This window comes from Cohnella sp. WQ 127256 (genome assembly GCF_024519285.1).
Taxonomy (GTDB): Bacteria; Bacillota; Bacilli; order Paenibacillales; family Paenibacillaceae; genus Cohnella.
This window is the reverse complement of sequence record NZ_JAMZCY010000001.1, coordinates 1446987-1472921: the sequence shown is the minus strand read 5'-3', so window position 1 is coordinate 1472921 and position 25935 is coordinate 1446987. Positions and strand designations below refer to the sequence as shown.

Annotated in this window: 23 protein-coding genes, 1 tRNA gene and 3 pseudogenes; 23 read left to right on the top strand and 4 right to left on the bottom strand. The window is 43.2% G+C overall.

The features are described 5' to 3' along the window. Positions 1 to 26 precede the first annotated feature (26 nt). From M1K58_RS06500 to M1K58_RS06480, 5 genes are all read left to right on the top strand, one after another. Entirely contained in the window at positions 27 to 950 is a 924-nt protein-coding gene (locus tag M1K58_RS06500) for an ABC transporter ATP-binding protein (protein ID WP_256757835.1), read from the top strand. Further along, complete coding sequence (locus M1K58_RS06495) at positions 940 to 1542, top strand: ABC transporter ATP-binding protein (RefSeq protein WP_256757834.1); 603 nt, start codon at positions 940 to 942, stop codon at positions 1540 to 1542. Before M1K58_RS06500 ends, M1K58_RS06495 begins: the two co-directional genes overlap by 11 nt. A 217-nt stretch (positions 1543 to 1759) precedes the next feature. Continuing rightward, positions 1760 to 1833, top strand: a tRNA-Ala gene (locus M1K58_RS06490). 709 nt (positions 1834 to 2542) lie between these two features. Then, positions 2543 to 2893: a PadR family transcriptional regulator gene (locus M1K58_RS06485; RefSeq protein ID WP_256757833.1), complete on the top strand. Its 351-nt coding sequence runs from the start codon at positions 2543 to 2545 to the stop codon at positions 2891 to 2893. Further along, positions 2893 to 3903, top strand: a complete 1011-nt coding sequence (locus M1K58_RS06480; RefSeq protein ID WP_256757832.1) for an HAAS signaling domain-containing protein — start codon at positions 2893 to 2895, stop codon at positions 3901 to 3903. Before M1K58_RS06485 ends, M1K58_RS06480 begins: the two co-directional genes overlap by 1 nt. Positions 3904 to 4288: 385 nt before the next feature. Here the strand turns inward: M1K58_RS06480 and M1K58_RS06475 are convergent, their stop codons facing one another. Then, on the bottom strand, positions 4289 to 4690 hold the full coding sequence (locus M1K58_RS06475; RefSeq protein ID WP_256757831.1) for a VOC family protein: 402 nt from the start codon (positions 4688 to 4690) through the stop codon (positions 4289 to 4291). A gap of 382 nt (positions 4691 to 5072) precedes the next feature. Between M1K58_RS06475 and M1K58_RS06470 the strand changes: the two genes are divergently transcribed. The 5 genes from M1K58_RS06470 (at position 5073) to M1K58_RS29630 (ending at position 7947) form a co-directional block, all read left to right on the top strand. Next, a complete protein-coding gene (locus M1K58_RS06470; protein ID WP_256757830.1) occupies positions 5073 to 5315 on the top strand; it encodes a hypothetical protein in 243 nt (80 codons plus the stop codon). A 109-nt stretch (positions 5316 to 5424) separates the two neighbouring features. Next, positions 5425 to 5601 (top strand): hypothetical protein, encoded by a 177-nt coding sequence (locus M1K58_RS06465; RefSeq protein WP_256757828.1) that lies wholly within the window; start codon positions 5425 to 5427, stop codon positions 5599 to 5601. A 776-nt stretch (positions 5602 to 6377) separates the two neighbouring features. Next, positions 6378 to 6941, top strand: coding sequence for an RNA polymerase sigma factor (locus tag M1K58_RS06460; RefSeq protein WP_256757827.1), 564 nt, complete (start codon positions 6378 to 6380; stop codon positions 6939 to 6941). Next, entirely contained in the window at positions 6922 to 7614 is a 693-nt protein-coding gene (locus M1K58_RS06455) for a DUF4367 domain-containing protein (RefSeq protein ID WP_256757826.1), read from the top strand. Before M1K58_RS06460 ends, M1K58_RS06455 begins: the two co-directional genes overlap by 20 nt. Before the next feature lie 132 nt (positions 7615 to 7746). Beyond that, positions 7747 to 7947: an S-layer homology domain-containing protein gene (locus tag M1K58_RS29630; protein ID WP_372339132.1), complete on the top strand. Its 201-nt coding sequence runs from the start codon at positions 7747 to 7749 to the stop codon at positions 7945 to 7947. A gap of 135 nt (positions 7948 to 8082) precedes the next feature. On the opposite strand, the gene M1K58_RS06450 is transcribed toward M1K58_RS29630, so the two are convergent. Beyond that, positions 8083 to 9285 carry an MFS transporter gene (locus tag M1K58_RS06450; protein ID WP_256757825.1) on the bottom strand — a complete coding sequence of 401 codons (1203 nt, stop codon included), beginning with the start codon at positions 9283 to 9285 and terminating at the stop codon, positions 8083 to 8085. Positions 9286 to 9601: 316 nt separating this feature from the next. Here M1K58_RS06450 and M1K58_RS06445 point away from each other — a divergent pair. From M1K58_RS06445 to M1K58_RS06435, 3 genes and pseudogenes are all read left to right on the top strand, one after another. Beyond that, positions 9602 to 9718, top strand: a pseudogene (locus M1K58_RS06445) (ATP-binding cassette domain-containing protein); the annotation flags it as partial. 66 nt (positions 9719 to 9784) lie between these two features. Further along, the gene (locus M1K58_RS06440) at positions 9785 to 10855 is read left to right on the top strand and encodes an alpha/beta fold hydrolase (RefSeq protein WP_256757824.1); all 1071 of its coding nucleotides are present in this window, start codon (positions 9785 to 9787) and stop codon (positions 10853 to 10855) included. 14 nt (positions 10856 to 10869) lie between these two features. Beyond that, positions 10870 to 11096: pseudogene (locus M1K58_RS06435) on the top strand (VOC family protein); the annotation flags it as partial. 435 nt (positions 11097 to 11531) lie between these two features. Here the strand turns inward: M1K58_RS06435 and M1K58_RS06430 are convergent. Further along, positions 11532 to 13001, bottom strand: a complete 1470-nt coding sequence (locus M1K58_RS06430; protein WP_256757823.1) for an MFS transporter — start codon at positions 12999 to 13001, stop codon at positions 11532 to 11534. 175 nt (positions 13002 to 13176) lie between these two features. Between M1K58_RS06430 and M1K58_RS06425 the strand changes: the two genes are divergently transcribed. The 7 genes and pseudogenes from M1K58_RS06425 to M1K58_RS06395 all read left to right on the top strand — a co-directional run bounded on the left by M1K58_RS06425 (position 13177) and on the right by M1K58_RS06395 (position 19780). Next, positions 13177 to 14217, top strand: coding sequence for an ROK family protein (locus tag M1K58_RS06425; protein ID WP_256757822.1), 1041 nt, complete (start codon positions 13177 to 13179; stop codon positions 14215 to 14217). A 15-nt stretch (positions 14218 to 14232) separates the two neighbouring features. Then, entirely contained in the window at positions 14233 to 15441 is a 1209-nt protein-coding gene (locus M1K58_RS06420) for an MFS transporter (protein ID WP_256757821.1), read from the top strand. A 115-nt stretch (positions 15442 to 15556) separates the two neighbouring features. Continuing rightward, positions 15557 to 16588, top strand: coding sequence for an ATP-binding cassette domain-containing protein (locus M1K58_RS06415; protein ID WP_256757820.1), 1032 nt, complete (start codon positions 15557 to 15559; stop codon positions 16586 to 16588). Further along, complete coding sequence (locus M1K58_RS06410; RefSeq protein WP_256757819.1) at positions 16585 to 17400, top strand: ABC transporter permease; 816 nt, start codon at positions 16585 to 16587, stop codon at positions 17398 to 17400. Before M1K58_RS06415 ends, M1K58_RS06410 begins: the two co-directional genes overlap by 4 nt. A gap of 210 nt (positions 17401 to 17610) precedes the next feature. Further along, entirely contained in the window at positions 17611 to 18180 is a 570-nt protein-coding gene (locus M1K58_RS06405; RefSeq protein ID WP_256757818.1) for a DUF1697 domain-containing protein, read from the top strand. Between the two features lie 54 nt (positions 18181 to 18234). After that, positions 18235 to 19073, top strand: a pseudogene (locus tag M1K58_RS06400) (DNA alkylation repair protein). Positions 19074 to 19102: 29 nt separating this feature from the next. After that, positions 19103 to 19780, top strand: coding sequence for an ankyrin repeat domain-containing protein (locus M1K58_RS06395; protein WP_483862588.1), 678 nt, complete (start codon positions 19103 to 19105; stop codon positions 19778 to 19780). Between the two features lie 71 nt (positions 19781 to 19851). Here M1K58_RS06395 and M1K58_RS06390 read toward each other — a convergent pair whose 3' ends face one another. Beyond that, positions 19852 to 20289: a MarR family winged helix-turn-helix transcriptional regulator gene (locus tag M1K58_RS06390; RefSeq protein ID WP_256758268.1), complete on the bottom strand. Its 438-nt coding sequence runs from the start codon at positions 20287 to 20289 to the stop codon at positions 19852 to 19854. Between the two features lie 209 nt (positions 20290 to 20498). Here M1K58_RS06390 and uvrA point away from each other — a divergent pair, with 209 nt between their 5' ends. From uvrA to M1K58_RS06375, 3 genes are all read left to right on the top strand, one after another. After that, positions 20499 to 23003: an excinuclease ABC subunit UvrA gene (gene uvrA / locus M1K58_RS06385; protein WP_256757817.1), complete on the top strand. Its 2505-nt coding sequence runs from the start codon at positions 20499 to 20501 to the stop codon at positions 23001 to 23003. 45 nt (positions 23004 to 23048) lie between these two features. Beyond that, on the top strand, positions 23049 to 24572 hold the full coding sequence (locus M1K58_RS06380) for an MDR family MFS transporter (RefSeq protein WP_256757816.1): 1524 nt from the start codon (positions 23049 to 23051) through the stop codon (positions 24570 to 24572). A 187-nt stretch (positions 24573 to 24759) separates the two neighbouring features. Beyond that, entirely contained in the window at positions 24760 to 25929 is a 1170-nt protein-coding gene (locus M1K58_RS06375; protein ID WP_256757815.1) for a murein hydrolase activator EnvC family protein, read from the top strand. The last annotated feature ends 6 nt before the right edge of the window (positions 25930 to 25935 follow it).

The window sequence follows — 25935 nt, the reverse complement described above, 5'->3', positions numbered from 1 at the left end:
TTACAGGAAAGTGAGGCGGGCGCGAAGTGGCATTGTTAGAGGTGAACAAGCTGTCCGTTTCTTTTATTCAATATACGAGCGGTTTGCGCCAGCATGAGGTGCAGACGATTAGAGATCTTAGTCTATCGATACATGCAGGTGAGATCGTTGCCGTATTTGGTTCAAGTGGATCAGGGAAGAGCTTACTGGCTCATGCCATTTTAGGTATTCTTCCGGAAAATGCGCGGATGTCAGGGACCATTCATTATGATGGAAATCTATTGGATGCATATAGATTACTCGCTCTGAGGGGGAAGGAAATTGCGCTTGTCCCGCAATCGGTGAATTATCTGGACCCACTCATGAAGGTAGGCGCACAAGTCAGATCGACTGCAGTCGGATCAGATCCGGTAGCCGTGCAACGTAGCATTTTTAAGCGATACCGACTTAAGGATCATGTGGACAATCTATATCCGTTTCAATTATCTGGAGGGATGGCGCGTCGAGTATTGGTTGCTACTGCTGCAGTCAGTGATGCTCGGCTCATCATCGCGGATGAACCGACGCCGGGTATGCATTCGGACGATGTAGCAGAAGCGCTACATACCTTCAAAGAAATGGCGGATAACGGCTCAGCGGTATTATTCATTACGCACGATATCGAGGCAGCCCTGCGAATCGCTGACCGGGTCGTTGTGTTATATGCGGGAACAACTTTTGAAATTGCAGCCGCTGAGGACTTCATGGGTAATGGTGAGCGATTAAGACATCCCTATACGAAGGCGCTATGGCAAGCGTTACCTCAGAACGAATTCAAACCTAATTTGGGGGTTCAACCGCAACCGAACAATCTGCCAACAGGCTGCTTGTTTGCGCCTCGTTGTGCTTCATCTACTCAAGCCTGTAAGGAGTCACGCCCGGAGATGCGCGATTTAAGAGCGGGATCGGTGAGGTGTATTCATGCTTCTTGAGGGGGAAAATATCGGCTTTCGCTATGAACGAAATTCCTGGCTCTTTCAGAATTTGAATATTTCAATCGAATCTGGTGAGGTAGTCGGGCTTAGGGGTCCAAGTGGTTACGGAAAAACAACACTAGGTCAAATATTGGCCGGACATCAAATGCCGCAAGAGGGCCAAGTAACAATTGACGGTCAAGCGTTGCCACTCAAAGGCTATCATCCCGTTCAATTGGTCTTCCAGCATCCGGAGCGGGCGGTCAATCCACGCTGGCGGATCCAGCGTGTTCTTGAAGAGGGAGGGAAGCCGGATTCCGATTTACTAAGCGCATTGGGCATTCAGAAGGAGTGGCTGAAACGATCACCCCATGAGCTATCCGGTGGAGAGCTACAGCGAATATGTATTGCGAGAGCATTAGGGAACGAGACCCGTTTCCTAATTGCCGATGAGATGACCACGATGCTGGATGCGATTACGCAGGCGCAAATCTGGCAGTCTGTGCTTGAGATTGCACGAGCCCGGAAGCTTGGACTTCTTGTGATTAGCCATGATCAGCACTTAATTAAGCGGATATGCGGGAGATGGATTTCCTTGAGTGAGCATTAGTGTTAAGTTCTGGAGTTGATGGGGATTTAGCTCAGTTGTTAGCACACCTCTGGTTGGTTACACTACCATAGAAATTGCAAGTTGATTTATCGTGGGGGCTTAGCTCAGCTGGGAGCACGGAGTGGTTAGTTTCATAACCCCAAAGAATTGAATACCAGGGGATCAGAATTATCACGGAGAATTAGCTCAGTCTGGGATCTGGGTCACAACTAAATAAGGGGCTATAGTTTAGGGGGAAAATAGGTCGCTGGCAGCGATCAGTCGGCGGTTCGATTCCGCCTAGCTCCACCATACTTTAAATCAAAAACGGCAGAAGTGCCGTTTTTTTTTGTATTGTTTTGATTGTGTTGTAGCACACCAGACATGTGGAGTGCTCAATATTGATGGAACGAAAATAAAAGAATGAGAAGTGACAGATTCGCTTGAGAAAGAAGAAAGACAGGCAGACAGGTCATTTGGATTGTTTAATAGTGATAGTGCTGAATGAATAGATGAGACGTGACTGTATTGCTCAAATGCATTGAAATATAATGATATGATCATGGTCTTTCTTCAAAATTTGCCGTTACAGAAAACGCGGTGAACCATATCACAAATAGTGGTAAAGCGCAGATTGGAAGTTTTCGTCAATTTAAAATACTGGAAACTTATTTCCAGTTGAATAATGCAAATGACCAGACAAGCTATTTAACTAGTCTGGTCATTTGTTTTTTGCCCATTTTCTTCAAGGCAATTTCAGAGATACTACCGATATGATCTAATCAAGAAGCCTAATATCAGCAGCTTTTACATGGGACGGCAATTGTTCGTATATCTCCATTTCATTAATAATTGGATATAATTCCTTCAATTCCTCTTCTTTATCGAGCATGTTCGATAAAGAAGGGTTCTTGGATGTGACTTAAGCGATTCTGAGTTAACGACTTACTCATTTAAAGTATTATAAATTTGACATTAGTGTGCAACACACAGTATGATGATTTTGAATGGAAGTGAGTGTATGACGGAGTTAGAGAATACCATTGATAAACTAAACCAGGAGTTAAGAAGAGGTACGATCGTTATTAGTGTATTGAGTCAGCTGAAAGAAATGCAATATGGGTATTCTCTTGTTCAATCTTTGAATGCGAATGGGCTTCGACTTGAACAAAACACGTTGTATCCTCTGCTTAGGCGGCTTGAGAGTCAAAATTTGCTTGAAAGCCACTGGGGCGTCGATGGCTCCAGACCAAGAAGATATTACAGGCTTAGTGCCGACGGTTTTCAAGCGTTGGAGATTTTAACCAAGGAATGGAATGAAATGGTGGTTGTCATGAATGGATTTATAAATCCAAAGGAAGGTGATGTTTAATGGTGAAAGTGGATAGGTACGTTTACGCAGTAGGCAAACACTTACCAAAGTCACATAGAGAAGATATCAAGAAGGAAATTCGATCGACGATAGAGGACATAATTGAAGAGCGAGCAGATGGAGAAACGCCAACAGAACAACAAATAGACGAGATCTTACTTGAGCTTGGTGAGCCTCGAGAATTTGCGTGCAAGTACCGTAAAGATGCAAACTATCTGATAGGTCCAGGCTTGTTTGATACGTATAAGCTTGTCTTGAAAATATGTTTAATCCTCGCGGCTATAGGGATATTTTCATTGATAACAAATAAAACTCCAGAGCTATCAGAGAGTTATAATTATTTCGGGTTTATTTTCCGCCTCTTGGTGGAGATAGTTAATCAAGGGATTCATGTCTTTGGTTTGGTGACAATTAGTTTTTTTCTTATACAATGGTTTGGCAACGCACGAGGAAAAGATTTCTTGAAAAAGAAAATGAATTCAGCCTGGCATCCATCCAAACTGGAAGCCATTCCGAAATCCCATGTACAAATCAAATATTCAGGATTGATAACTACAATCATTATTTCCGTATTGACGCTTGTTGTCTTCAATTTTTTTGCTGAAAAAATAGGGATTTATTATAATCGAGCAGGAGACCAAGATTCAGGTTTTTTGCAAATCCTTTCTCTAGACAGATTGGCGGACTACATGATTTTTTGGAACATTGAGATAATGCTTGTTATGGTTATAAGTCTTTATGTCCTTATCGGCAAAAGGTATACCCTATTTACAGTCGTTGCTGAATCGTTGCTGTCTATCGCTGTTATTGTACTCTTGCTTATCATGGTTCAGGACACGACACTTATTAACAACTCGGCCATTTCAGAAGCAATTTCGAGTACAGATATTAGCGGTGATGTAGGAACCTTCATCAGAAACTTGTGGAGAACTGCTCTAGCTATAATCATCGTCTTTATGGCTGTGAATCTCTTTGGCAGAGGGAAGGCCATTTTGAAGTTTCTCAAGTGAAGAAGTATAACAGGGAGTTGCAGACTGGTGATTTTAGAAGTGAATGCACTTGGTACGCTCGACTGTTGAGAATTGCCAGAAGGAAGCTATAAGAGGATTCATGTTGAAGAGCAAATAAAATTCGTTACACAGCCTAGGGCACCCGTCAAGAGTGCCCTAAAATTATTCGCCGTTGGAGTAATACGGTGATGTGTGTCGCGCATACTGGTACAGCAGAGAGTTGAGTTAATAGTAGAAGCAGCAATGCTAAAAGTGACAGTAGGTATGTAGGTCATAGCACCCTACACATGTGGAGTGTCTAATATTGATAGTGCTGAAAGAATAGATGTGATGTGGCAGGTTGGCTCAAGGAATTTGATATGTGGCTGCAGAAGGGAATTGGTGATTAGTCACAATTTATTTTCCAAGGAACGCCAAATCGATCGACTAATATACCATAACCTGCGGACCAAAACGTTTCTTCAAAGGGTAAATACACTTCTCCCCCAACCGATAATGAATCGAAAATCTTTTTCGCTACTAGTTGCTCAGGGAAATTTAATATAACAAAAACACCTTGAGGCTTCTTATATTCTCCGTGTAATGTATCCGCTCCAGCAAGCGTAAAATCATTAATTTGAAGAGTAGCGTGTATAATTCGATTATGCGAATCTGGAGCTACCTCTTTTGCCATAGGGGAATCCCCATACTTCAACATCGTGGCTATCTTTCCGCCCAAGATTCGTTGATATTCAAGAAAGGCTTCTTCACACTTCCCATCAAAACTTAAGTGGGGAGTTATTCTCATAGTAATGCTTCTCCTTGTCTAGAAATCATAGCAGCTAAAGAGCGACTACTCTTGTTGAAAATTCGTAGTTTTCAGGACTTTACTAAACCCCAATATTGAATTGTTGGTAAAGTTGATTTTTTAATTATATATGAAGAGATCATTATTATCAATTTTTGGTAGATTTCCTTGACCAAGGTAGGGGCAGTGCAACTAGCAACAAATGCTGTTTTTGTTTTAACTATTTTTAAACACTAGACACATGTCGAATGTGTAATATTGATGGTTCGCAAGGAATAGATGAGATGTGACAGTATTGCTCAAAAAGAATTGAAAAAGAGCTTGTGGAATCCCTCCCAACCAAGGTAACATGCAACAAACTTGTTCCTTGGGAGGGTTCCAAATGACCGCAGTTTCTCATATTTGTAGCAATGATCTTGAATCTAATAGCAGTTCTCTAGTCGGCATTGAACTGGACGATACACAGACTCAGATGCTCCTATCCATTACCCGAAAGCATTGCAAGCTCGCCCTTGAGCATAGCCAAGCGAGTACGACTCAGGGGCGGCGTCTAGAGCTCATGGCAGAAATTAAGAGCTTCCGATCCATACGCGATGATCTAATCGCCGAATGGCGAAAACAGTAAATTGTTTAGCTTAAATCGAGACCATGAAGACGCACCAAAACTGCATATTGAAAACAATCCCCTCCTACGGTAAGATCAACGAACTTTTACCTTGGGAGGGGATTTTGTTTTGGAACTACACTCATTACCAGAATGGTTCAAACCAGCATTTGATTTGCGCTTTATTGAACGGGCTAGAATAGCTGGGAAATCGCCAGAGATCGAACCATTACGGCTACGGCAAATCGAGTTGGAGAAGCAGTTGAAAGCCCAATTAGTTCCACAGTTATATCAACTCATCCTTTAATGGGAAGAAGTCCTTAACTATCGGCACACAATAGAAAAAGAATCTACGTATTATGCTGGGGTCGAAGATGGACTTTCCATCTGGAAGCATCTTCTGAACAACATCAACGTCAAGAATTGACTCAAATACCGAATGGAGCCGCCAGCTAATCTTTGGCGGCTCTAGTGCTTCTTTTCTTTAATTAGATCATTTCCGTTAATGCCGAGAAGTTCATAGGCTTGCTGTACCATGTCTTTGTCTTTCCCAAACAGCTGATTGGAATGATCATGTATACCGCTCTCTTTTGTTACATGCCGAAGGTTATGAACCATAAACTCAGAGTTGCATAGGACGGCGACTTTCTTTGTTGACCTTAAGAGTTTCTGCTGAAACTCAACTGCTTTCTCAGCAACTTCTGGTGAATATACAACAGGTTCCCCATCGGCGGCTAGCATGTCTCGGTGGTCTACAATAAGGAATCAATGACTTGTTTTATAAATATGGTAGTGTAATACCCCTAGGTGGTAGAGCGCTTCGCTGGCAGCGAAGAGGTCATGTAGAGAAAATAGTGTTAGTATAAACGGATATTGGGGATTTTTTAAACCGAAGATGAAGTCGAAAAGCCGCATCTAACAGGCATACTGTTCATGTGGCTTTTCATCGTATGAAATTCAAGCTAGAAGGAGTATGGGGACTTAAGCTCAAATTCGCAAAAACTTTAATGGACTGTCAGATTTAAAGCGCAGTGCAGCGAAAAATGTGCTCAAGCCGTCTAATAAGGTGGAGGTGATAATTCAGTGAAGCCGGCCGGCTCGAATAACAAGGAAAATTTCCCGAAAGATCCATCTCAAGCTTTAGAGCAGCTGATGGAAAGCTATGGCTCGACGGTCATGCGCACCGCTTATTTTTATACTGGCGATCGGCATTTTGCCGAGGATATCAGTCAGGAGGTATTCCTTCGCGCTTATCGCAACTGGAACTCGTTTCGTGGAGATAGCGCGGTTAAAACCTGGTTGACGACGATCGCCATCAACGTTTGCCGGGACAAGATGGGCGTGCGGATGTTTACGGAACAGCCGACCGATCCCAGCAGGATGGAGCGGGAACGGACATTCAACGTGGAAGAAGAAGCGCTTAAAAGATTGCAGAAAAGCGAGATTTTGCGGCATATGCTGCGTCTGCCTCTGCCGTATCAGGAGGCTTTGTATTTATATTATTATCTGGACTTGGACACACGGGAAATTGCGAAAGCGACGTCGTCGCCCGAGGGTACCGTGAGAAACAGACTGCACCGGGCGCGCGAGGCGTTGGCTCGGGAAATGCGTAAGGAGGAGATAACCGATGACGGACATGGAGCGTAATTTACGTCAACATTTGCAAAAGGAGTCGGATGATATGTTGTTTTCTAAAATGGAATTGAGCGATAGCGTTAAACAGAAGATCAGGGAGCAAGCCGCCGGGGAACAGAGAAGCCGCCGCCGATTCGTTCTTCCGAAAGCCTGGCTTGCAGGAGCGGCAGCGCTGGTCGCGGCAGTCGTCATAGTGACGGGATTTCCGATGATGCGAGAGCCCGCCGCAGTACCGACGCCAACGGATAATTCGTCGGGAACCGTGCTGCCCGGAATCGGAGGAGCCACAGGTTCGGAGTTGTCCCAATTGATTACAACTCCATTCGGAACGGCGGAAGCAACAAAAACAGCTTTCGGTTCCGGTGTACATGTTCCTCAAGTAGCCCCGGAAGGCTTCAAGCTGGCTGAGATCTTCGGCGTGGGAATGAAGGACCAACCGCTCAGAGATTTGAACTTCACATACAGCTCGGGTGATAAGACGGTGACGTTCAGCGCGAGCCGCATGCCGGCGGTGTTCCCGACGGACCTGTTCACACAGACCAAAGTGGGCGGAGCGGACGGCTTTATTTTCGAGCAAGCCGAGTTCACGGAGCTGTTCTGGGTGGTTGACGGCATTCAGTATAGCTTGTCCGGTCCGATTTCGGGTGATGAGGCAATGAAGGTAGCCGAATCGGTTGAGCCTTAATGAGTTGATGTGTGTATATCGTGAATGAATTGAACACCCCACCCGTAGATCCATAAACACGCATATCGAGCAATCCATATTTACTTCATAACGGGAAGCCATTCTCAATCAAAAATTTGATATTTCTCATCAATCAGGTTTCTGGAGTCTGGATTTGCGGATATACATCAACACTGGGCAAAGGATGCCATAGAAACATTAGCGCAGCATGGAATAGTGAAGGGATATGATGCTGGCACATTAAACCCGGATGCGACGATTACGAGAGAAGACATGGTTGTCATGATCATTCGGTTGTTGAATACAGAAGCTCTGAAACATGAATTTTATTGATTTAACGAGTGCAGGGAAAATTCTAGACTGAAGGAAATTCTGGAGCCATAATAAACGAAGGGTTACTCTAAAGGCAGTTGAACCCACTGCTTGAGAGTAACCCTTGTTTTATTTTAAAGTAGGTCGTTCCACATTTTATTTTACCAAGCTGCTAGCTAATTGTTTTTCTTTCCACATTATTGTAATGAGAAGACCAATAAACATGATGACAGCGGCAAAGAGATACGGATAGTTGATGTTTACATCAAATAGTATACCGCCTAATGCGGGCCCGACAATATTACCCAAGCTTGTATATGTGGAGTTCATTCCAGCAACAAATCCTTGTTCTTTTTCAGCCGTTTTTGATAAATAGGTCGTTAATGCGGGTCGCAGCAAGTCAAATGCGAGAAAGATGAAGCAAGTTACTAGCAAAATGGCTAAATAGCTGGAGATCATGGTGGAGACTACCGCAAAAAATACGCCAGCAATTAAGCATATTTGGATGAGTTTCTTTTCACCTAATAGATCAACCATTTTACCAAACATAAAGACCTGAACGACAACCCCAAAGATTGCGCTTATTGTAATAATGGTAGCGATATCTCGTGGAGTGAAACCAAATTTATGATCTGAAAACAGACTAAATACGGTTTCGTATGCTGATAAACCAAAGGCCAGTACAAACACAATAATAAAGGCAATAAAGTATTGTGGATGAATGGATCGTTTCAGATCAGTTACAAAGCTGGTACCTTTTTTGAGCTGAGTGATTTCCAGAAGCTCCTGTTTGGTTAGTGGCTCTCTTAAAATAAATAGAGATGAAATACATGTTATTAATGCGAAGCCAGCAGCAAAGTAGAATGGGGCACGCACACCCAGCTCAGCAATAAAACCTCCGATACCTGGGCCAATAATAAAACCGATACTAATAGCAGCAGAAATATAACCCATCGCTTTGGGCCTTTCCTCTATTGAGGTAATATCTGCAACAAAAGCAGTTACACCTGGCATAATAAATGCACCACTAATACCACCAAGAATTCTAGATAAATAAAGCACGGATATGTGTGTGCCTAATCCAAAGATCACCTCTGATATACTGAAGAGGAATAAGCCGATTACGATCATTTTCTTTCTGCCAAAAGTGTCAATCCATCGTCCTGCAAGGGGAGACATGAGTAATTGTGCAAACGCAAAGGCCGCCATAAGATAACCCATCGATTGGCCTGATAAATGCATCATATTCATAAAGGATGGCATAACAGGGACGATAAGTCCGACTCCTAGAAAAACAATGAATATATTACTTAATAGAATGAGTAAAACTGTTTTTTGTTCTTTCAATGGTTTTTTCATCAAGCAATACCTCTCTCTGTACAATCGTAGCTGTAAAATATCTTAACGTCAGTCTGTAATATTATCAAAATTCATTTTTTTATACAAATGTATGGGCAGTCGATACCTATGCTGTTTCGGGGTGATTTTTGCTTCAATAATAGGAAAATAAATGAGGTTGTGGATATGTTTCTAAACGAGATTATCGCGATTACAATAGATGGTCAGCCTATTAACCTAAATGAAGTATTACGTTATGCTAAGAACAATCAAGCATTTTCTGTTTTACAAAATAAGGCGAGACAAAGAGGGGAAATGGTCTATTACAAATAGCGGTGGCGGGCAAAGTCAAAGAATAGTGATTGCAAGAGCACTTCTTGGTAATCCTCCACTACTTGTATTCGATGAAGCTACGAGCGCTCTCGACACCGAATCAGAAAGAATGATTCAGAGGAGAGTTGCTTCGTGTGAAGGGGCTCTATTATTATTTAGTAAGCCAGCAATTGTAATTAGGGCTTGAATGTTAAAGCGATCAAGGAGGCGTCAATTGAAAAGAAAAAGCATAAAGATAGTTAAGATAACGATTTTAATTATTGCTTTGCTTGTTACAATCGGATTGTTTTTCCCGACATGGACACCTCGAATTGCAGGCGATAACAGCATAAGCTCATTAGAACAGATCGAAATCAATGGCTCGAAGCATGAAGTCATGATTAGGGGAGTGGACCGGCGCAATCCGGTAGTGATATTTGTGCATGGCGGTCCAGGCTGCTCTGAAATTCCTTATGTACGGAAGTATCAAGATTTGCTTGAGAAAAATTTTACAATCGTACATTATGATCAACGAGGAAGCGGCAAATCGTATCATTTTTATGAGGACTACTCCAATCTATCAACAGACTTGCTCGTAGATGATTTGTTGGCATTAACAGATTATATTGAAAAGGAATTGGGACAGGAGAAAGTGTTGCTGATAGGTCATTCTTTTGGTACATACATTGGGATGAAAGCTGCAGCTAAAGGACCTGACAAATTTGTTGCTTATATGGGTATCGGACAGGTTGCCGATCAAGTGAAAAGCGAATTGGACGGTTTGAATTATTCCATAGAGCAGGCAAAGCTAGCCGGCAATTTAAAGGATGTGGAACGATTAGAACAACTTCGAGGTCCAATAGAACAAGGGGATCAACTTACTCCCAGAGACATGATTCGAAAATATGGTGGAGCAGCAAGACTAATTGATGATAATAAAGATTATTACACAGGGTTTCTCTTTAATCGGGAGTATAACTTACTAGATATCATTCGTTATTTAAAAGGGGTTTCATTGTCGCAAGAAATCTTGTTGGATGAAGAATCGAAAAATAATATTACTACCATAGTCGATAGACTTGAGGTACCCGTGTATTTTGTCATGGGACAATTTGATTATATGACATCTGTAAATGCGGCAAGAGAATACTTTGATGTGCTAGAAGCACCGAATAAGGAATTTGTTATTTTCGAAAAGTCTGCTCATTATCCGCAGTTCGAAGAGGAAGAGTTGTTTGCTGAATGGTTGAATAAAACCTGGAGTCAGCTTGTATTCTAAGGGGGATAAATCATATGAAACCACGCATTACAGTACTCACACTTGGAGTAGAGGATTTGGAAAGATCATTGACTTTCTATCGGGATGGATTGGGTTTCCCGACCCAAGGAATAATTGGGAGGGAGTTCGAACATGGGGCGGTCGCATTTTTGACATGCAAGCAGAATTGAAGCTCGCCATCTGGAATCGTCACGATCTTGTTCATGAGGCAAAGGTTCCATTGGCATCGCCAAGCTCATCACGTGGTTTGGAATCCTGAATGGGAGATAGGGGATAGGGACGATTCTTGAATTAATTTATTAGTAAGTAAAACCAACTACAGTTATAATAGTTCTTAAGTCATATTAATAGGGTACATAGAGATATATACCTAAGGAGACATCATGGTGAACTATCGGATCTGTGACTTTTGTGGAAATTTATACGCGAAAAGAACTAATCAAATGTGCGAGAATTGCGAAAAGGTCTATCTCAAATTACGTAGCATTGTTGAAGTGTACCCGGATACAATCGTTCTAGATCTTTCGAACCAAACGGGAATAAGTGTAAGTCGCATATTATCCTTTGTTAGAAGTGGATACTTTATCATGAAGGAAGGAACGATTGAGATTCATAAGTAGGATATGAAGAAGACGCCATCAATGGAATATTCCATTAATGGCGTCTTTTGATTTAACTATCGCTTTGAAAGAACGTTCAACTCGCGTTCTTTTTGCTTGCTAAAAACGACGAAAGCAGCAAACAGCAGAAGAAGGATTCCTGTGAAAATAAAGCCCTCGATTATGGTGAGTGACAACCAGCCTAACACGGAAGAGCCGGCAACAACACCCAGCGAGAAGAAGGCGTAGAAGTAACCATATGCTTTCCCACGTAGCTCTGCTGGCGTAGCTTTAATGAGCATCGTATTCATGGATGGGAAGAAGAATGCAAAACCGACTCCATAAAGGCCTAACACCAAGTAAAGTGCTAAAGTCGTCGTTGATTGGCTAATAAGGAGCTGACTTAATCCAATTAAAGCAATTCCCAAAGCCATTGTTCTTGTTGGAGGAACACGATCAAAAATACGATTAGTAGGAAGTACAAATATCAATACGGCAATGATTCCAAAAGTGCTCATTAATGTACCACTTAATTTCGAATCATATCCAAGTGCTTGAACATGCAAGGGTAATAAATAAGCGATCACACCTTGTGAGAACATTAAAATAAAAGCACCGCAATAAGCCTTTACTACATCTGCATTGAAGAGCGAGCCTGATGATTGTAAGACAGTCTTGTCTGATTTCTTGGCTGGCTTATATTTATTGAGAAATATAGCGGACAGGATAGCTATTACAAATCCCATGATCGATACGCACATAAAGACGAAGGGGACGGAGGTTTTACTTGCCATAATTCCGCTGAAAGCTGGGCCGATAATGGCAGCTAGTCCCACAAATGTACCCGTGAAGGCGACTTTTTTCCCTTGTTGATCATTTAACGTAGTATTCGCAGAGAAGGTAAATGCAGCCGGAACGATTAACCCCGCAACAAAACCATGTAGGATTCGTACGATTATCAATATTTGGGGTGAATCGACGAATTGATAAAGCAGTAGAGCACTGCTTGTCAAAACCAATCCGACCATTAATACTTTGAAAGCTCCGATCTTATCCGTCATAATTCCAGATAAAATATTGCCAAGCGTATTGGTCAACGAATATAGGCCAACGACAAAACCTACAATAAACGTGCTAGCACCGACGGAAGTCGCAAATGTACTCATGACAGGCAGCTGTGAGAATAAATCAATAAAAGAAAAAAACACGATACTGTAAACGAGAAGGGCATAGTTGAAAGGCTTCACAATATATTTGGATTGAGCCTTCTTCAGCTTCCAGTCCAGCAAAAAGTTGCCCAAAGGGATAAATGCTGCGATTATTGCTGCTGCAGACCAAAGTAGGCTCCACTTTACCCGAATTGCAGCATAAAAGATGGCTAATGCATATAAACAGAAAATGCCTCCGTGAATACTTCCCATTATGGTTACGGCTTTATCTATCCCCCAAATATATTTCAAAGGCATAGCGATACTTAGTAATACAAGTAAGGAAAGACCATCTAAAAGACCTGTTAAACGTAAAATACGAATTGGATGTGCCTGCAATTTTAATGCTCCTAACGGTTATTGAACTGTGTATTCTATTCTAACATTTGCTTCAGCGTATAAAATAGACAAAAAAATGGATTTCATCTTGTCGTCACATCCTATTCCTGCTATTATGATGACAACTTATTAAATGCGTTTAATAAGTCTTGGTGATAATAGGTGGGAAAGTAAGGTGAGTGAGATCAATCTATCTTCGCAACAATTGAAATCAGAAATTATTCGAAGCATTCGATCAGCATTATTGGAATTAGGAAGGGCAACAAAAGTCGAATTGAGTCATAAGCTGACTTACAGCTTTCCAACGATAAGTAAGTTTTTAATGCAGATGGTGGATACAGGAGAAGTAGCTATTATTGGGCTTGATGAGTCTAGCGGTGGAAGAAGAGCGATCAGATATGCCTACAATCCCAATTTCATGTTGGGATTGGCTATATTTTTAGAAAAAAACGAAACAACATTTACGATCTACAACTGTATCGGTGAAGTCATTAAGCTAGGGAATATGCCTAGTATTCTGGCCGAAGATGTAGATGAATTGGTCAAGCTTATTGAAAGTGAAAAACTGGATTATCCTCAGATTAACTCCGTAGCTATAGGTGTACCAGGTGCCGTTAATAACGGAACTATCTTTCTTATCCCAGGGTATGAACAATATAAAGATATAGATCTGAAAAAGCATATAGAGGACAAACTGTCCATTCCCACAGTCGTTGAAAATGACATGAATGCTGCTGTAATCGGCTATATGACACAACTTAAGCTGAAGCAAGACATTTCCTTAATGTATGTCTATTTAGGGCAAAATGGTCCTGGTGCAGGAATGGTAATCAATGGTGAAATTGTTCGTGGAAAAACGTTTTTTTCAGGAGAGGTTTCATTTGTCCCGCAGTATAACGATAGAAATTTTATAGAAGCCTTATCCAACGAAAATGGTGAATTAACAGCTACTTTACAGATGGAGAATAAAATTGATGCGATTAGTCGATTGGTGGCATCTATCACAGCTATTTTGAATCCTCATTTTATTATTTTTAATGGGGATGAGATAGATACGGTAGTGCTTAATCAAATTGCTGAGCGAAGTGCCGCATACGTTCCGCAGGAACATCTTCCTGAGTTAAATGTAAGTGACTTAAAGCAAGATTATCTTAAAGGATTACAAAGTCTTGGACTCCATTTATTAATTTCTCAACAAGCAGATAACCAACCTTAAGGAGTACAAATCACAATGGCGACTTTCTTTATCATGATTATTTATTTAGCTTTTATTAGTTTAGGATTACCAGACTCCTTGCTTGGATCGGCATGGCCAGTCATGAGAATGGATCTGAATGCTTCCATAGGAACCGCAGGCATTGTTTCCATGGTTATTGCAGGCTGTACGATAGTGTCGAGTTTAATGAGTGGCACTGTACTTAAACGTTTTGGCACGGGGAAAGTAACACTTATAAGCGTTATGATGACTGCTGTCGCTTTACTTGGATTTGCATGGTCACCTTCACTCCTGTGGTTAATTCTATTTGCGATTCCACTAGGTTTAGGTGCGGGTTCTGTAGATGCGGGATTAAATAGTTATGTCGCTGCACACTATAAAGCTCATCATATGAGCTGGTTACATTGCTTTTGGGGAGTAGGGGCGACACTTGGTCCTATTATTATGGCATCCTACATTTCTGGGGAAAATTTATGGAGACAAGGTTATCTAACTGTAGCAATTATTCAATTTATTTTAGTTATCATTCTGTTCGCATCTCTTCCTTTGTGGGATAAAGTTGCTAAAAGCAATAATGTGTTGAATGATGAAAGTCAAAACGAGATACACTATCAGGAGTTAGAGCAAGCTTCAGAGAACACTAAGCCATGGCAACTACGAGGAGTTAAGCTAGCCATGTTAACGTTCTTATTTTATTGTGGGATCGAAGCTAGTATAGGATTGTGGGGAAGTAGCTTTCTTGTAAACATTAAAGATTTACCGGCTTCAACTGGAGCGAAATGGGTATCCTTGTTTTTTCTAGGGGTTACATTTGGTCGATTGGTTACGGGCTTCATCACTTTTAAAATGAGCAATCGAAAGCTGATTAGGTATGGTCAGTTTATTGCGTTAGTTGGTGCAATACTGTTAGTATTACCATTTCCAACTATTGTATCGCTTATAGGTTATATTATTATAGGCTTGGGTTTAGCGCCCATTTTTCCATGTATGCTGCATGAAACCCCTGTACGATTCGGGAAAAAGCATGCTCAGTCCATTATGGGCTTTCAGATGGCAACTGCTTATGCGGGGAGTACGTTCGTCCCACCTATGATTGGCTTGATAGCCTCTTATACAACGATGGGTATTTTTCCGACGCTTATTTTTATTTTCGCTATTGCAATGCTCTTATGTACAGAAAAGCTAAATCAATATTTCAAGAAAGTAAGAGTAGTTAAAGGATAATTAATGAGAACACGAACAAGACCACGTCGCTATGACGTGGTTTTTTACCGTTCACATTCAGTTCATAAAAGTGATTTATCATTCCTAAGTAATCAGTTAATTGGGAGGAATGGTAATGGATCATTTATACAGAAAGCAATTAGATAACAACCATGGAGAATGGGCAGTCGAGGCACGTGGACTCGTTAAAGCGTTTGGCAGTAATCGAGCAGTGGATGGCGTAGATTTAAATGTTCGTACAGGTTCAATCTATGGCGTGCTTGGTCCGAATGGGGCAGGCAAGACCACTGCAATCAGAATGCTAGCGACCCTACTTCGACCGGACGCGGGCTCAGCACGTATCTTCGGACACGATGTGGTGAAGGAGTCACAGATTGTCCGTCAATTAATTGGAGTAACCGGTCAGTACGCATCGGTCGACGAGTCACTCAGTGCTACTGAGAATTTGATTATCTTCTCCCGGCTGCTCGGCCTAGGGCGTGCAGAGGCTAAGCGCAAGGCAGATGAGCTGCTTGAGGAATTCGGTTTGACGGAGGCCGCAAGACGACCGCTCAAAAATTTCTCCGGTGGTATGCGTCGCCGACTGGATTTGGCTGCGAGTCTTATTGCTCAGCCACCGCTCATCTTCTTAGATGAACCGACTACTGGATTGGACCCGCGCACGCGTGCACAGATGTGGGATACGATTCGCCGCTTGGTGAAGACGGGGTCAACCGTTCTGCTAACGACGCAGTACCTGGATGAGGCTGATCAATTGGCTGACCGTATCGCGGTTATCGATCATGGCCGAGTTGTTGCTGAAGGCACCGTGGATGAACTGAAAGCGTCAGTTGGCACCTCGTCGTTGCAATTAAGAGTTCAAAATTCGCTGGATATCGAGAATGCCCGTCGAACGATTGAACAGGTGCTCAAGGTTCAGTCTATCGTATCGTCAGAAGCCGGAAAGATTACTGCACCGATGGCCAACGCCGACCTGGTAACTGACCTGCTTATCGCGCTTCGAGCAGAGGGGATTCACTTGGCGGAGATGAGTGTACAGAAACCGAGCCTTGACGAGGTATTTCTAACCCTTACTGGCCATGGAGTGAAGGAAGACGCCTCACAGGCTTCCAATGAATCGAACAAAGCGGAGGAGGTAAGAGTATGAGAACGACTACCATTAGACCAGGCGCTGAGCGCAAATTGAAAAACTATACGAGCTTCGGCCAGACGATACGCAACTCGTTGACAATGGCCTATCGAGGCTTGCTAAAAATTCGGCGTACACCGGAGCAATTGTTCGATGTAACGCTTCAACCCATCATCTTCACCCTGATGTTTACTTACATCTTTGGCGGGGCTATTTCTGGTGATATAGCGAGCTATTTGCCTGTCATCATTCCCGGCATCCTCGTGCAAACCGTGATCACGACTTCAATCGTGACTGGCGTCCAATTACGTGAGGATATGGACAAAGGCGTATTTGACAGATTCAAATCACTACCTATCGCGCGCATTGCACCATTGGCGGGAGCTCTGTTGGCAGACACCGTCCGGTATACCATTGCGACGGTACTCACCTTTACTATGGGTTTTATTATGGGCTATCGGCCTGATGGCGGACTGGGTAACGTGGCTATCGCCGCGGTACTTGTCATCGTTTGTGCTTGGGCAATCAGTTGGATATTCGCCTTCTTTGGTGTAATAGCTCGTACTGCTTCAAGCGTACAGGGGATATCGATGATCGTGCTGTTTCCGCTCACCTTCCTATCTAATGCGTTCGTTCCGGTCGATACCATGCCCAACTGGCTCCAGTGGTTTGTTAACATTAATCCGATCTCACACCTTGTCACAGCTGTCCGAGATTTAGCTAATACAGGAACCATAGGATGGGATCTCGGCATTTCCCTCATTGGAGCTGGTGTTATTGTGGCGATCTTCGCACCTATCACGGTACGTGCATATATGCGACGGACTTAATAATGATTCCCCTCTAACAATGACATAATTATTCCAAGTGTATATAGCTGTTTGATGGTCTCATCCTATTCCCTTCATCGTCGTTGTGAGACGTTGAAGAGAATAGGATGAGACCTTTTCAATTCAAGGATTTAGGAACCTTTTCTTAATTGTGTATAATAGTAATTGTTTAAGTTTGGTAAGATCGACTACTAAGAAAGCGGTGAATAAATGAGCGTATACATTGCTTTACTGCGAGGGATCAACGTAGGCGGGCACAATAAAATGAAGATGGCAGATTTAAGGGAAGCGCTTGGTGCGATAGGTTTAGCCCGGGTCCAGACTTATATTCAAAGCGGCAACATATTGTTCGAGTCGGAGGAAGATGAGGCTCACCTACGTCAACGGATCGAACAGCAAATTGAGAAGGTGTTCGGTCTCTCTATCAAGTCTGTTCTAAGAACGTCAACGGAATTGAAGAGGATTGGTGCAAGCTGTCCCTTCACAGAGAAGCAAATTGCTGATGCAGAAGCCACTTCGGAGGGGGAGTGCCTATACGTCACAATACTAGCGGACGAGCCCCAAGCGGAGCGTATCGACAAGCTGAAGGAATTTGACTCCAAGGATGATCAATTTCAAATCGTGGGGAGAGACGTGTTCCTCTTGTATGGAAAGAGTGCTCGGAATTCAAAGCTTGCCATCCAAGTGGAGAAGTTGGGCGTTCTAGCAACGACACGGAATTGGAAAACGATAAATAAGCTTATTTCATTATGTGAAGAAATGGAAGCCAAAATAACATAACAATAATTATGTAAACTAAATATAAAAGTATATTATGTAGAAAGGAAGATTTAAATGTGTACTGAGGTTGCACAATTGCTCTCCAACGATTTATTACATAGAAAAGGAGCTCGGAAAATAAGTGATATTCCAAGTGAAGTCGTAGAACTGCTGCAGAAGGGGAGGATACAATCTGTCAATTTGACGGAATGGCTTGCTGTGGATCATGTTGTACTTCTGCAAAATACGATGTGTGAGCTAGGACTAGAAATAGAGTCCAAGCCTATAATGCATAGGTTGGAAGCTTTGTCCGAAAAAAAATCATGAAGATAATACCTGCAGTTGCACGTGAGTGGCAAGTGCTTATGGATAGCATATCCGATGTGGAAAGTTCACGAATCTTCGTAGCATTATCTCAGCATTGTTCAGACAGTGTCCGCTGCTGGGCGGCGTATATTGTAGGTCAGAATCAGCACTTGAGCATTGAGGAGAAACTCAGAAGTATTCGCCCATTTGCTGCTGATTCCCATTTTGGTGTGCGTGAGATTGCTTGGATGGCCTTAAGGGAGCCAATCAGTAAACAGTTAATAGATTCAATAGATGATTTAAGTGTTTGGGTTCTTGATGAAGATGCGAATATTAGAAGGTTTGCTATCGAATCAACTCGCCCACAAGGCGTGTGGGCAAAGCATATTGTGGCATTAAAAGAAAATCCGGCGATTGCGCTTCCGCTTTTAGAAGTTGTTAAATCTGATCCAGTAAAGTATGTTCAGGATTCAGTTAGTAATTGGTTGAATGATGCTAGTAAAACGAACCCTGAGTGGGTTTTGCAAGTTTGTGATGAGTGGCTGAAGTCTTCGGATACAAAGGAAACCAAGCGGATCGTAACGCGAGCTAAAAGGAGCTTGAAATAGAAGCGTAATCAGAAGAAAGAGGTCCGTTTATGCGGTACATCATGATTTGCATCGTTATATGGTTTTTAACAGGGTGTCAGCAACAGATAAACTTAGCGGAGGAGGACATTTCATCAATGAATACAGCATTTTTTCAGGCAGCAGAACGTGGAGATACCGATGAAGTGCTACAAGAGATCAAAAATGGAGTAGATATTAATACGAGAGATGCACTAGGACGAACTGCTATTATAGCTGCTACTCATGCCAATAAAGTGGATGTGGTAAAAGCGTTGATCGAAGCTGGAGCAGACATCAATCTTCAGGATAACAAGCTAGATAATCCTTTCTTATACGCTGGAGCGGAAGGATTGCTTGAAATCCTAAAGCTAATGAACGATGCCGGCGCAGATCCAACGATTACGAATCGCTATGGAGGAACAGCACTCATCCCCGCTTCGGAGCATGGTTATGTAGAAGTCGTTGAAGAGTTGCTTACTCGATCGAAGGTTAATGTTAATCACATTAATAATCTAGGGTGGACAGCGTTGATGGAAGCCATCGTATTAAATAATGGCGGAGAAAAACAGCAACAAGTTATCAAGCTGCTTATTGAACATGGGGCTGATGTAACAATTCCCGATAAGAATGGGGTTACGCCATTGCAGCATGCTAGATCAAATCACTTTACAGCCATCGAGCGGTTGTTAGTGGATGCTGGAGCGTAACCCTAAGAAAAGGACGATATCCTGAGTCTTATGACTGTAGTGATATCGTCCTTTTCAGTTTTAAATAAGGTTTAAGAAGAAGATTTGCTTTGTTTTGACGCATTAAGATGTTGCATTTGCTCATCTAGCACTGTACTTGCTTTGCCTAAAAACTGAGTAATCAGCTCAAGCTCTTCAGCCGTATAGGAAGAAGCTAATTTGATCATAGCGGTGTGAAGGGGGTGGTACGTATTGCTGACATCTTCTCTTTGTTCATACTGGGGGACAATAATAACTCTGCGACGATCATTAGGATCATTTTGCCTCCGAACGTAGCCAACCTTTTCAAGTCGGTCTACTAAAGCGGTTATACTTCCCGTAGCAAGTCCAGTTAATTTGGCGAGCTCACCGGCGGTGATCGGTCCTTTTTCACGGAGAATATCAATGGATATATAGTCATTATTGTATAACCCAAGCGAGGTAGCTACATTTTGCTGATATAATACCGTTCTGTTTCCTAGTGAACGCATATTTGAGACGAATTGCTCCTGAGGATCCTTAGCTTGATCTTGCTGATGGCTTGACAAAAGGAAAACCTCCTTTTAAGATAAAATTATCTCGATGATCAAGATATTCGACAATCAAGTTATTAATTAGGTTTATTGTATCGAATTCACTGTTTATTTGCAAAGGTCTTTACCCAAGGGAAGATTTTCAGCTAGGAATGAGGAGGATTATTGTGAAAGATACCATTGTGATCAAGGGTGCCCGTGAAAACAACCTAAAAAATATTTCTCTTTCTATTCCTAAATATAAGCTAGTTGTACTTACTGGACCGTCAGGATCGGGAAAATCTACTCTGGCCATGGACACTCTTCAGCGGGAATGTCAGCGTCAGTACATGGATTCCATGAGGATGGCTGCGGATACGATTGGCAAGCCTAAGGTTGAGTCCATTGCTGGGTTGTCCCCATCCATTAGTGTTGGACAGCATGTCACGAATCGGAATCCCCGCTCGACAGTCGGTACCGTGACAGACCTCTATACGTTTGTCCGTTTCCTCTTTGCGAGACTGGGGGTGCGGATATGTCCTTCCTGTAACGGGAGTATTCCGCCTACTTTTGAACCAGCAGGACTGTTGGCAGATGAAGACGAGGATATGGAGCGTCAAAGGTTAGGTTGCCCTCATTGTGGGACAGAACTTGAGAAACTGGGAATGTCGCACTTTTCCTTCAACAAACCAGAGGGAGCTTGCGAATCATGCAGTGGACTTGGTCACGTGGCTAGCATCAATGAAGCCGCGGTCTTCCATCCAGCACTCAGCTTGAAAGAGGGTGGAGTTGCCTCCTTGAATGGGGTCCATCGCGATATCCAGATCCGTATAATTATGGCGGCTGCTAAGCATTACGGGTTTGAATTAGACCCGGATCAGCCCTTAAGAGATTACGGTGAAGTTCAGCGCGATTTGTTATATTACGGAGTCGAGAGCGAAGCATTCAAGCGACATTATCCGAATGTGAAGCCAGTCCAAGGTACGAAATTCGAAGGTGTAATCCCCGGCTTGTGGCGGCGTTACAAGGAGAAGGAAGAGGAGGCCGGTTCTCAAGAAAAAGAGGGTGGCTTCTTTCAAGCTCAGCTTTGCCCCGAATGCCTTGGAGCTCGCCTGAAAAAAGAAGTTCGTCTTGTTCGGGTAGCCAATTCCTCTATTAACGATGTATCCGACTGGTCATTAGGCGAAGTATTTGAATGGACCAAAGGCTTGGAGGCGGCACTCCCGCCTGAAGGCCTTCATCTGCTGGAGCCGATCCTCGTTGATATGCCTACGCGTCTGAAGCGGATCTTGGATGTAGGGCTTGGCTATTTGTCCATGAACCGGCAGACGGTAACGCTGTCCGGTGGTGAAGCTCAGCGCTTGAGGCTTGCATCGCTGCTTGGTTCAGGACTAACCGGAGTGCTCTATATTCTGGATGAACCAACGACTGGCCTTCATCCAAGAGATACGGTTGGTCTCATTCGAGTGCTCCAGCAGCTGCGTGATCTGGGTAATACCGTACTCGTCATTGAGCATGATATTGAGATGATGCGTGCAGCTGATCATATTATTGATATCGGACCAGGCGCTGGTTTGAACGGTGGAACCATTGTAGGAGAGGGTAGCATAGAGGATTTGATGGAAAGCGAGCTTTCGGTTACAGGCGCCTATTTGAGAGCAGAGAGACTTCCAGCTCCAGCACGAGTCCGCAGGAAGGGTAACGGACAGCACATTACGATTCGGCAGGCACTCGCTCGCAATATCGATATCCCGGCTGTATCCTTCCCACTAGGCTGTCTCGTCGCTGTGACGGGAGTTTCGGGCTCTGGTAAATCTACCCTTGTATTCGATATTCTCGCACAAGGAAATCAGAAAGAGCCTGAGCAGAAGGGATGTAAGGAAATAACGGGAATTGAGCATATCGGAAATATCGTGATCTTCGATCAATCCCCGATGGGGAGAATGCAGCGTTCGAATGTCGCGACCTATACCGATGTATTTACGCATCTTCGCTCCCTATTTGCCGGGCTGCCAGAAGCCAAGAAGAGAAAGCTGACAACGAAGCATTTCTCCTTCAATACACCAGGTGGAAGATGCGAAACCTGTCAGGGACTAGGCGTACTTAGCTTGGATATGAACTTCCTTCCGGATTTGGAGGTTAAGTGTCATGACTGCAGGGGGAGAAGGTTTACGGATGAGGTATTGCAGGTTCAGTATGAAGGCTACTCTATCTCTGATCTGTTAAATATGTCGGTGCAGGAGAGCCTACCTATCCTTAAGTCGGAAGCTAAAATCGCAGGTTTAATCGAAATGCTGTGCGAGGTTGGGCTAGGCTACCTGAAGTGGGGTCAATCCGTCAAAACCTTATCGGGCGGAGAGGGGCAACGGATAAGGCTAGCTAAGGAGTTGAGTAAGCCATCCAAAAACCATACTCTTTATTTATTGGACGAACCGACGACTGGTTTGCATCCGTCTGATATTAAGCAGCTTCATATTTTATTGAGTAAGCTGGTGGATTCAGGTAATACTGTTGTCGTTGTCGAGCACAGTCTGGAATTGATCCGCGAATCCGACTGGGTTATTGATATTGGCCCAGAAGGGGGCGCAGCTGGAGGGAAGCTTGTTGCCGAAGGCACGTCAGAACAGGTAGCTACAAGCCAGACCTCTTATACGGGTTTGTTTTTGAAACGGATTTTGGCCGAAGGGCTTTGATCATGATGGTTGGGTATATGAACAATGTGGAGGGAACAAGATTCGATGGTAAAGAAAAATAACATGGGCGTTATCCTTGGAGGTTTACTGCTGGCCATTCTTATGGCATCTATGGATAACACCATAGTAGCAACTGCAATCGGTACGATTGTCGGAGAGCTTGGCGGCTTTGACAAATTAATGTGGGTAACTTCAGCTTATCTTGTGGCAGAGATGGCTGGTATGCCGATTTTCGGTAAATTATCAGATATGTATGGTCGTAAACGCTTCTTTATATTCGGGATCATTGTCTTCATGATCGGCTCTGCCTTATGTGGTACGGCAGACACGATCGTAGAGCTAAGTATATACCGTGCAATTCAAGGTATTGGTGGCGGAGCTCTAATGCCCATCGCATTTACGATCATGTTCGATGTGGTTCCTGCCGATAAACGTGGGAAAATGGGCGGTTTGTTCGGTGCTGTATTTGGAATCTCCAGTATTTTTGGTCCGCTTCTGGGGGCTTATATTACGGATTATATCAATTGGCAGTGGATTTTCTACATCAACTTACCACTAGGCCTTATTGCTTTCGTGATGATTGCTTTCTTCTACAAAGAATCCGTCGAGCATTCCAAACAAAAAATCGACTACCTTGGCGCTTTTACGCTTGTCGCTGCAATCCTGTGCCTTATGTTTGCGCTTGAGTTTGGTGGTAAGCAGTATGCTTGGGATTCCAGCATGATTATAGGATTATTCGCAGCTTTTGCGCTGCTTATCATTGCATTTATTATGATCGAACGTCGTGCTCAAGAGCCGATCATCACCTTCGGTATGTTTAAGAACCGTCTCTATTCAACAAGTAATATTATGGCTATGTTTGCTGGGGCAGCGTTTATTACGGCTTCGATCTACATTCCGATCTTCATCCAAGGTGTTCTCGGTGGATCGGCAACGAATTCAGGTCTTGTCCTGCTTCCGATGATGCTTGGCTCCGTCGTTACTGCAGCGGGTGGAGGCGCCATGCTTACTAAGTTTAAGTATCGCTCCATTATGATTCCGACTTTAGCGTTGCTTGTTGTGGGAATTGCTCTGCTTACTACGTTAACGACTGGATCTACGCGCTTTATCGTTACGATCTTCATGATTTTGGTCGGTTTAGGTATCGGAGCCTCGTTCTCTGTATTAAGTAATGCGGCGATTCATGGCTTCTCTGCAAGACAACGCGGCTCTGCAAGTTCGACGCTTAACTTCATGCGGTCACTAGGAATGACGCTGGGGATTACGGTATTCGGAATAATTCAAAGCCATGTGTTTATGAATAAATTAGCTGCCATGTTCAGCGGTGGCGCTCAAATGCCGGAAGGTGTCGATCTAAGCGATCCTCGTAAAATTCTAACGCCGGAAACCCGGGATCAAATTCCGACTCCGGTTCTGGATAAGATTACAGAGGCACTTTCCTCATCCATTGTTCATACGTTTGCTTGGGCGATTATCCCCGCTGTTATTGCTCTTCTTGCAGCGCTGTTCATGAGTAAAGAGAAATTTGATCCCGCTGCCGAAATGAAAGAGTATTCGGCTTCGCATTAATGTAGACACTTCAAATCAGTCAATGGACCAGGGTGAAATTGCCTTGGTCCATTTTTATGTTTCGACACATTTACTTAAAAAGATGATCTCAAAAAAGGAATAATAATACATCATGTCGAAATGAGTACTCGAATAAATCTGTAGAATTAACATTTCATGTAAACCTCATCGTAGAAGGAGAATGGTTGTGAGAAGGAAACTACTACTGTTAATAACGATGCTTCTAATAGCAGGACTCATTACAAACCCATACAGAGGACAAGCGTTGTCCGAACTTGAGAAAGTTAATCAAGATCTGAAAAAAAACCAAGAAGAGATGAATAAAGCCCAGCAAAAACAGCGATATGCCACGAAAAGCGTCAAAGAGTTAACGGGAAAGAAAGTAGCAACGAAAGAAGATTTAGAAGCCGTACTTGGACGAATAGGTCAGATTCAGCAAAAGCTAGATGAAACATTAGTTGAAATTGCGGCTTCAGAAGAGAAGCTAGTAACAACAGGCAAAGAGCTAGATGAAGCGATTAAACAGCTGAATAACCGTAAAGAACTGATGGACTCGAGGGTACGTATGGCTTACGTGGCTGGACCTGTATCGTATTTAGACGTTCTATTTAGCGCGGCAAGCTTCTCAGATTTTCTTGTTCGGCTCGACGTAGTTGAATCGATCACTACTCAGGACCGCAACATCGCGAATGAGAAGGAGAAATACTCAGAAGAAGTCGCGGAGAAGAAAATTCAAAGAGAAAATGAATTGAAGGATGTTAAGGAGCTCTATGTTCAATTGGAAGCCCAAAAGGCGAAGCTACACCAAGAGGAATTGGATAAGGAAGTCTTACTAGCGAACTTAGATAAGCAAATTACTTACATGGAAGAGATCAGTGAAGAAGCAGAGCAGCAGCTTACGCAACTCATGAAGGAAGCTTCCGCTCTGGCGGCGAAGAAAAACCGAATCAAGAACTATTACAAAGGTGGCAAGCTTGGCGTGCCCTTGAAGGGAGATTATCGGGTTTCATCCGAATTTGGGTATCGCGATCATCCTGTTACCGGTAAGAGAAAGCTTCATGGGGGATTGGATATGGCTGCACCTAAAGGTACGCCTGTATATGCAGCAGAGTCTGGCGTCGTCACCATCGCGCAAAGCACAAGTGGCTACGGAAACACAATCGCCATTGATCACGGTGGAGACTTAGTAACCTTATACGGACATTTAAGTGCGATTCTTGTGAAAACAGACAAGACTGTCAAAAGAGGTGAAAAAATCGGTCTGGTAGGTTCAACAGGCATATCTACCGGTAATCATCTCCACTTTGAAGTTCGTAAAAAATTAGTACAGGTTAATCCCGCTCCCTATTTGAAATAGCATCTA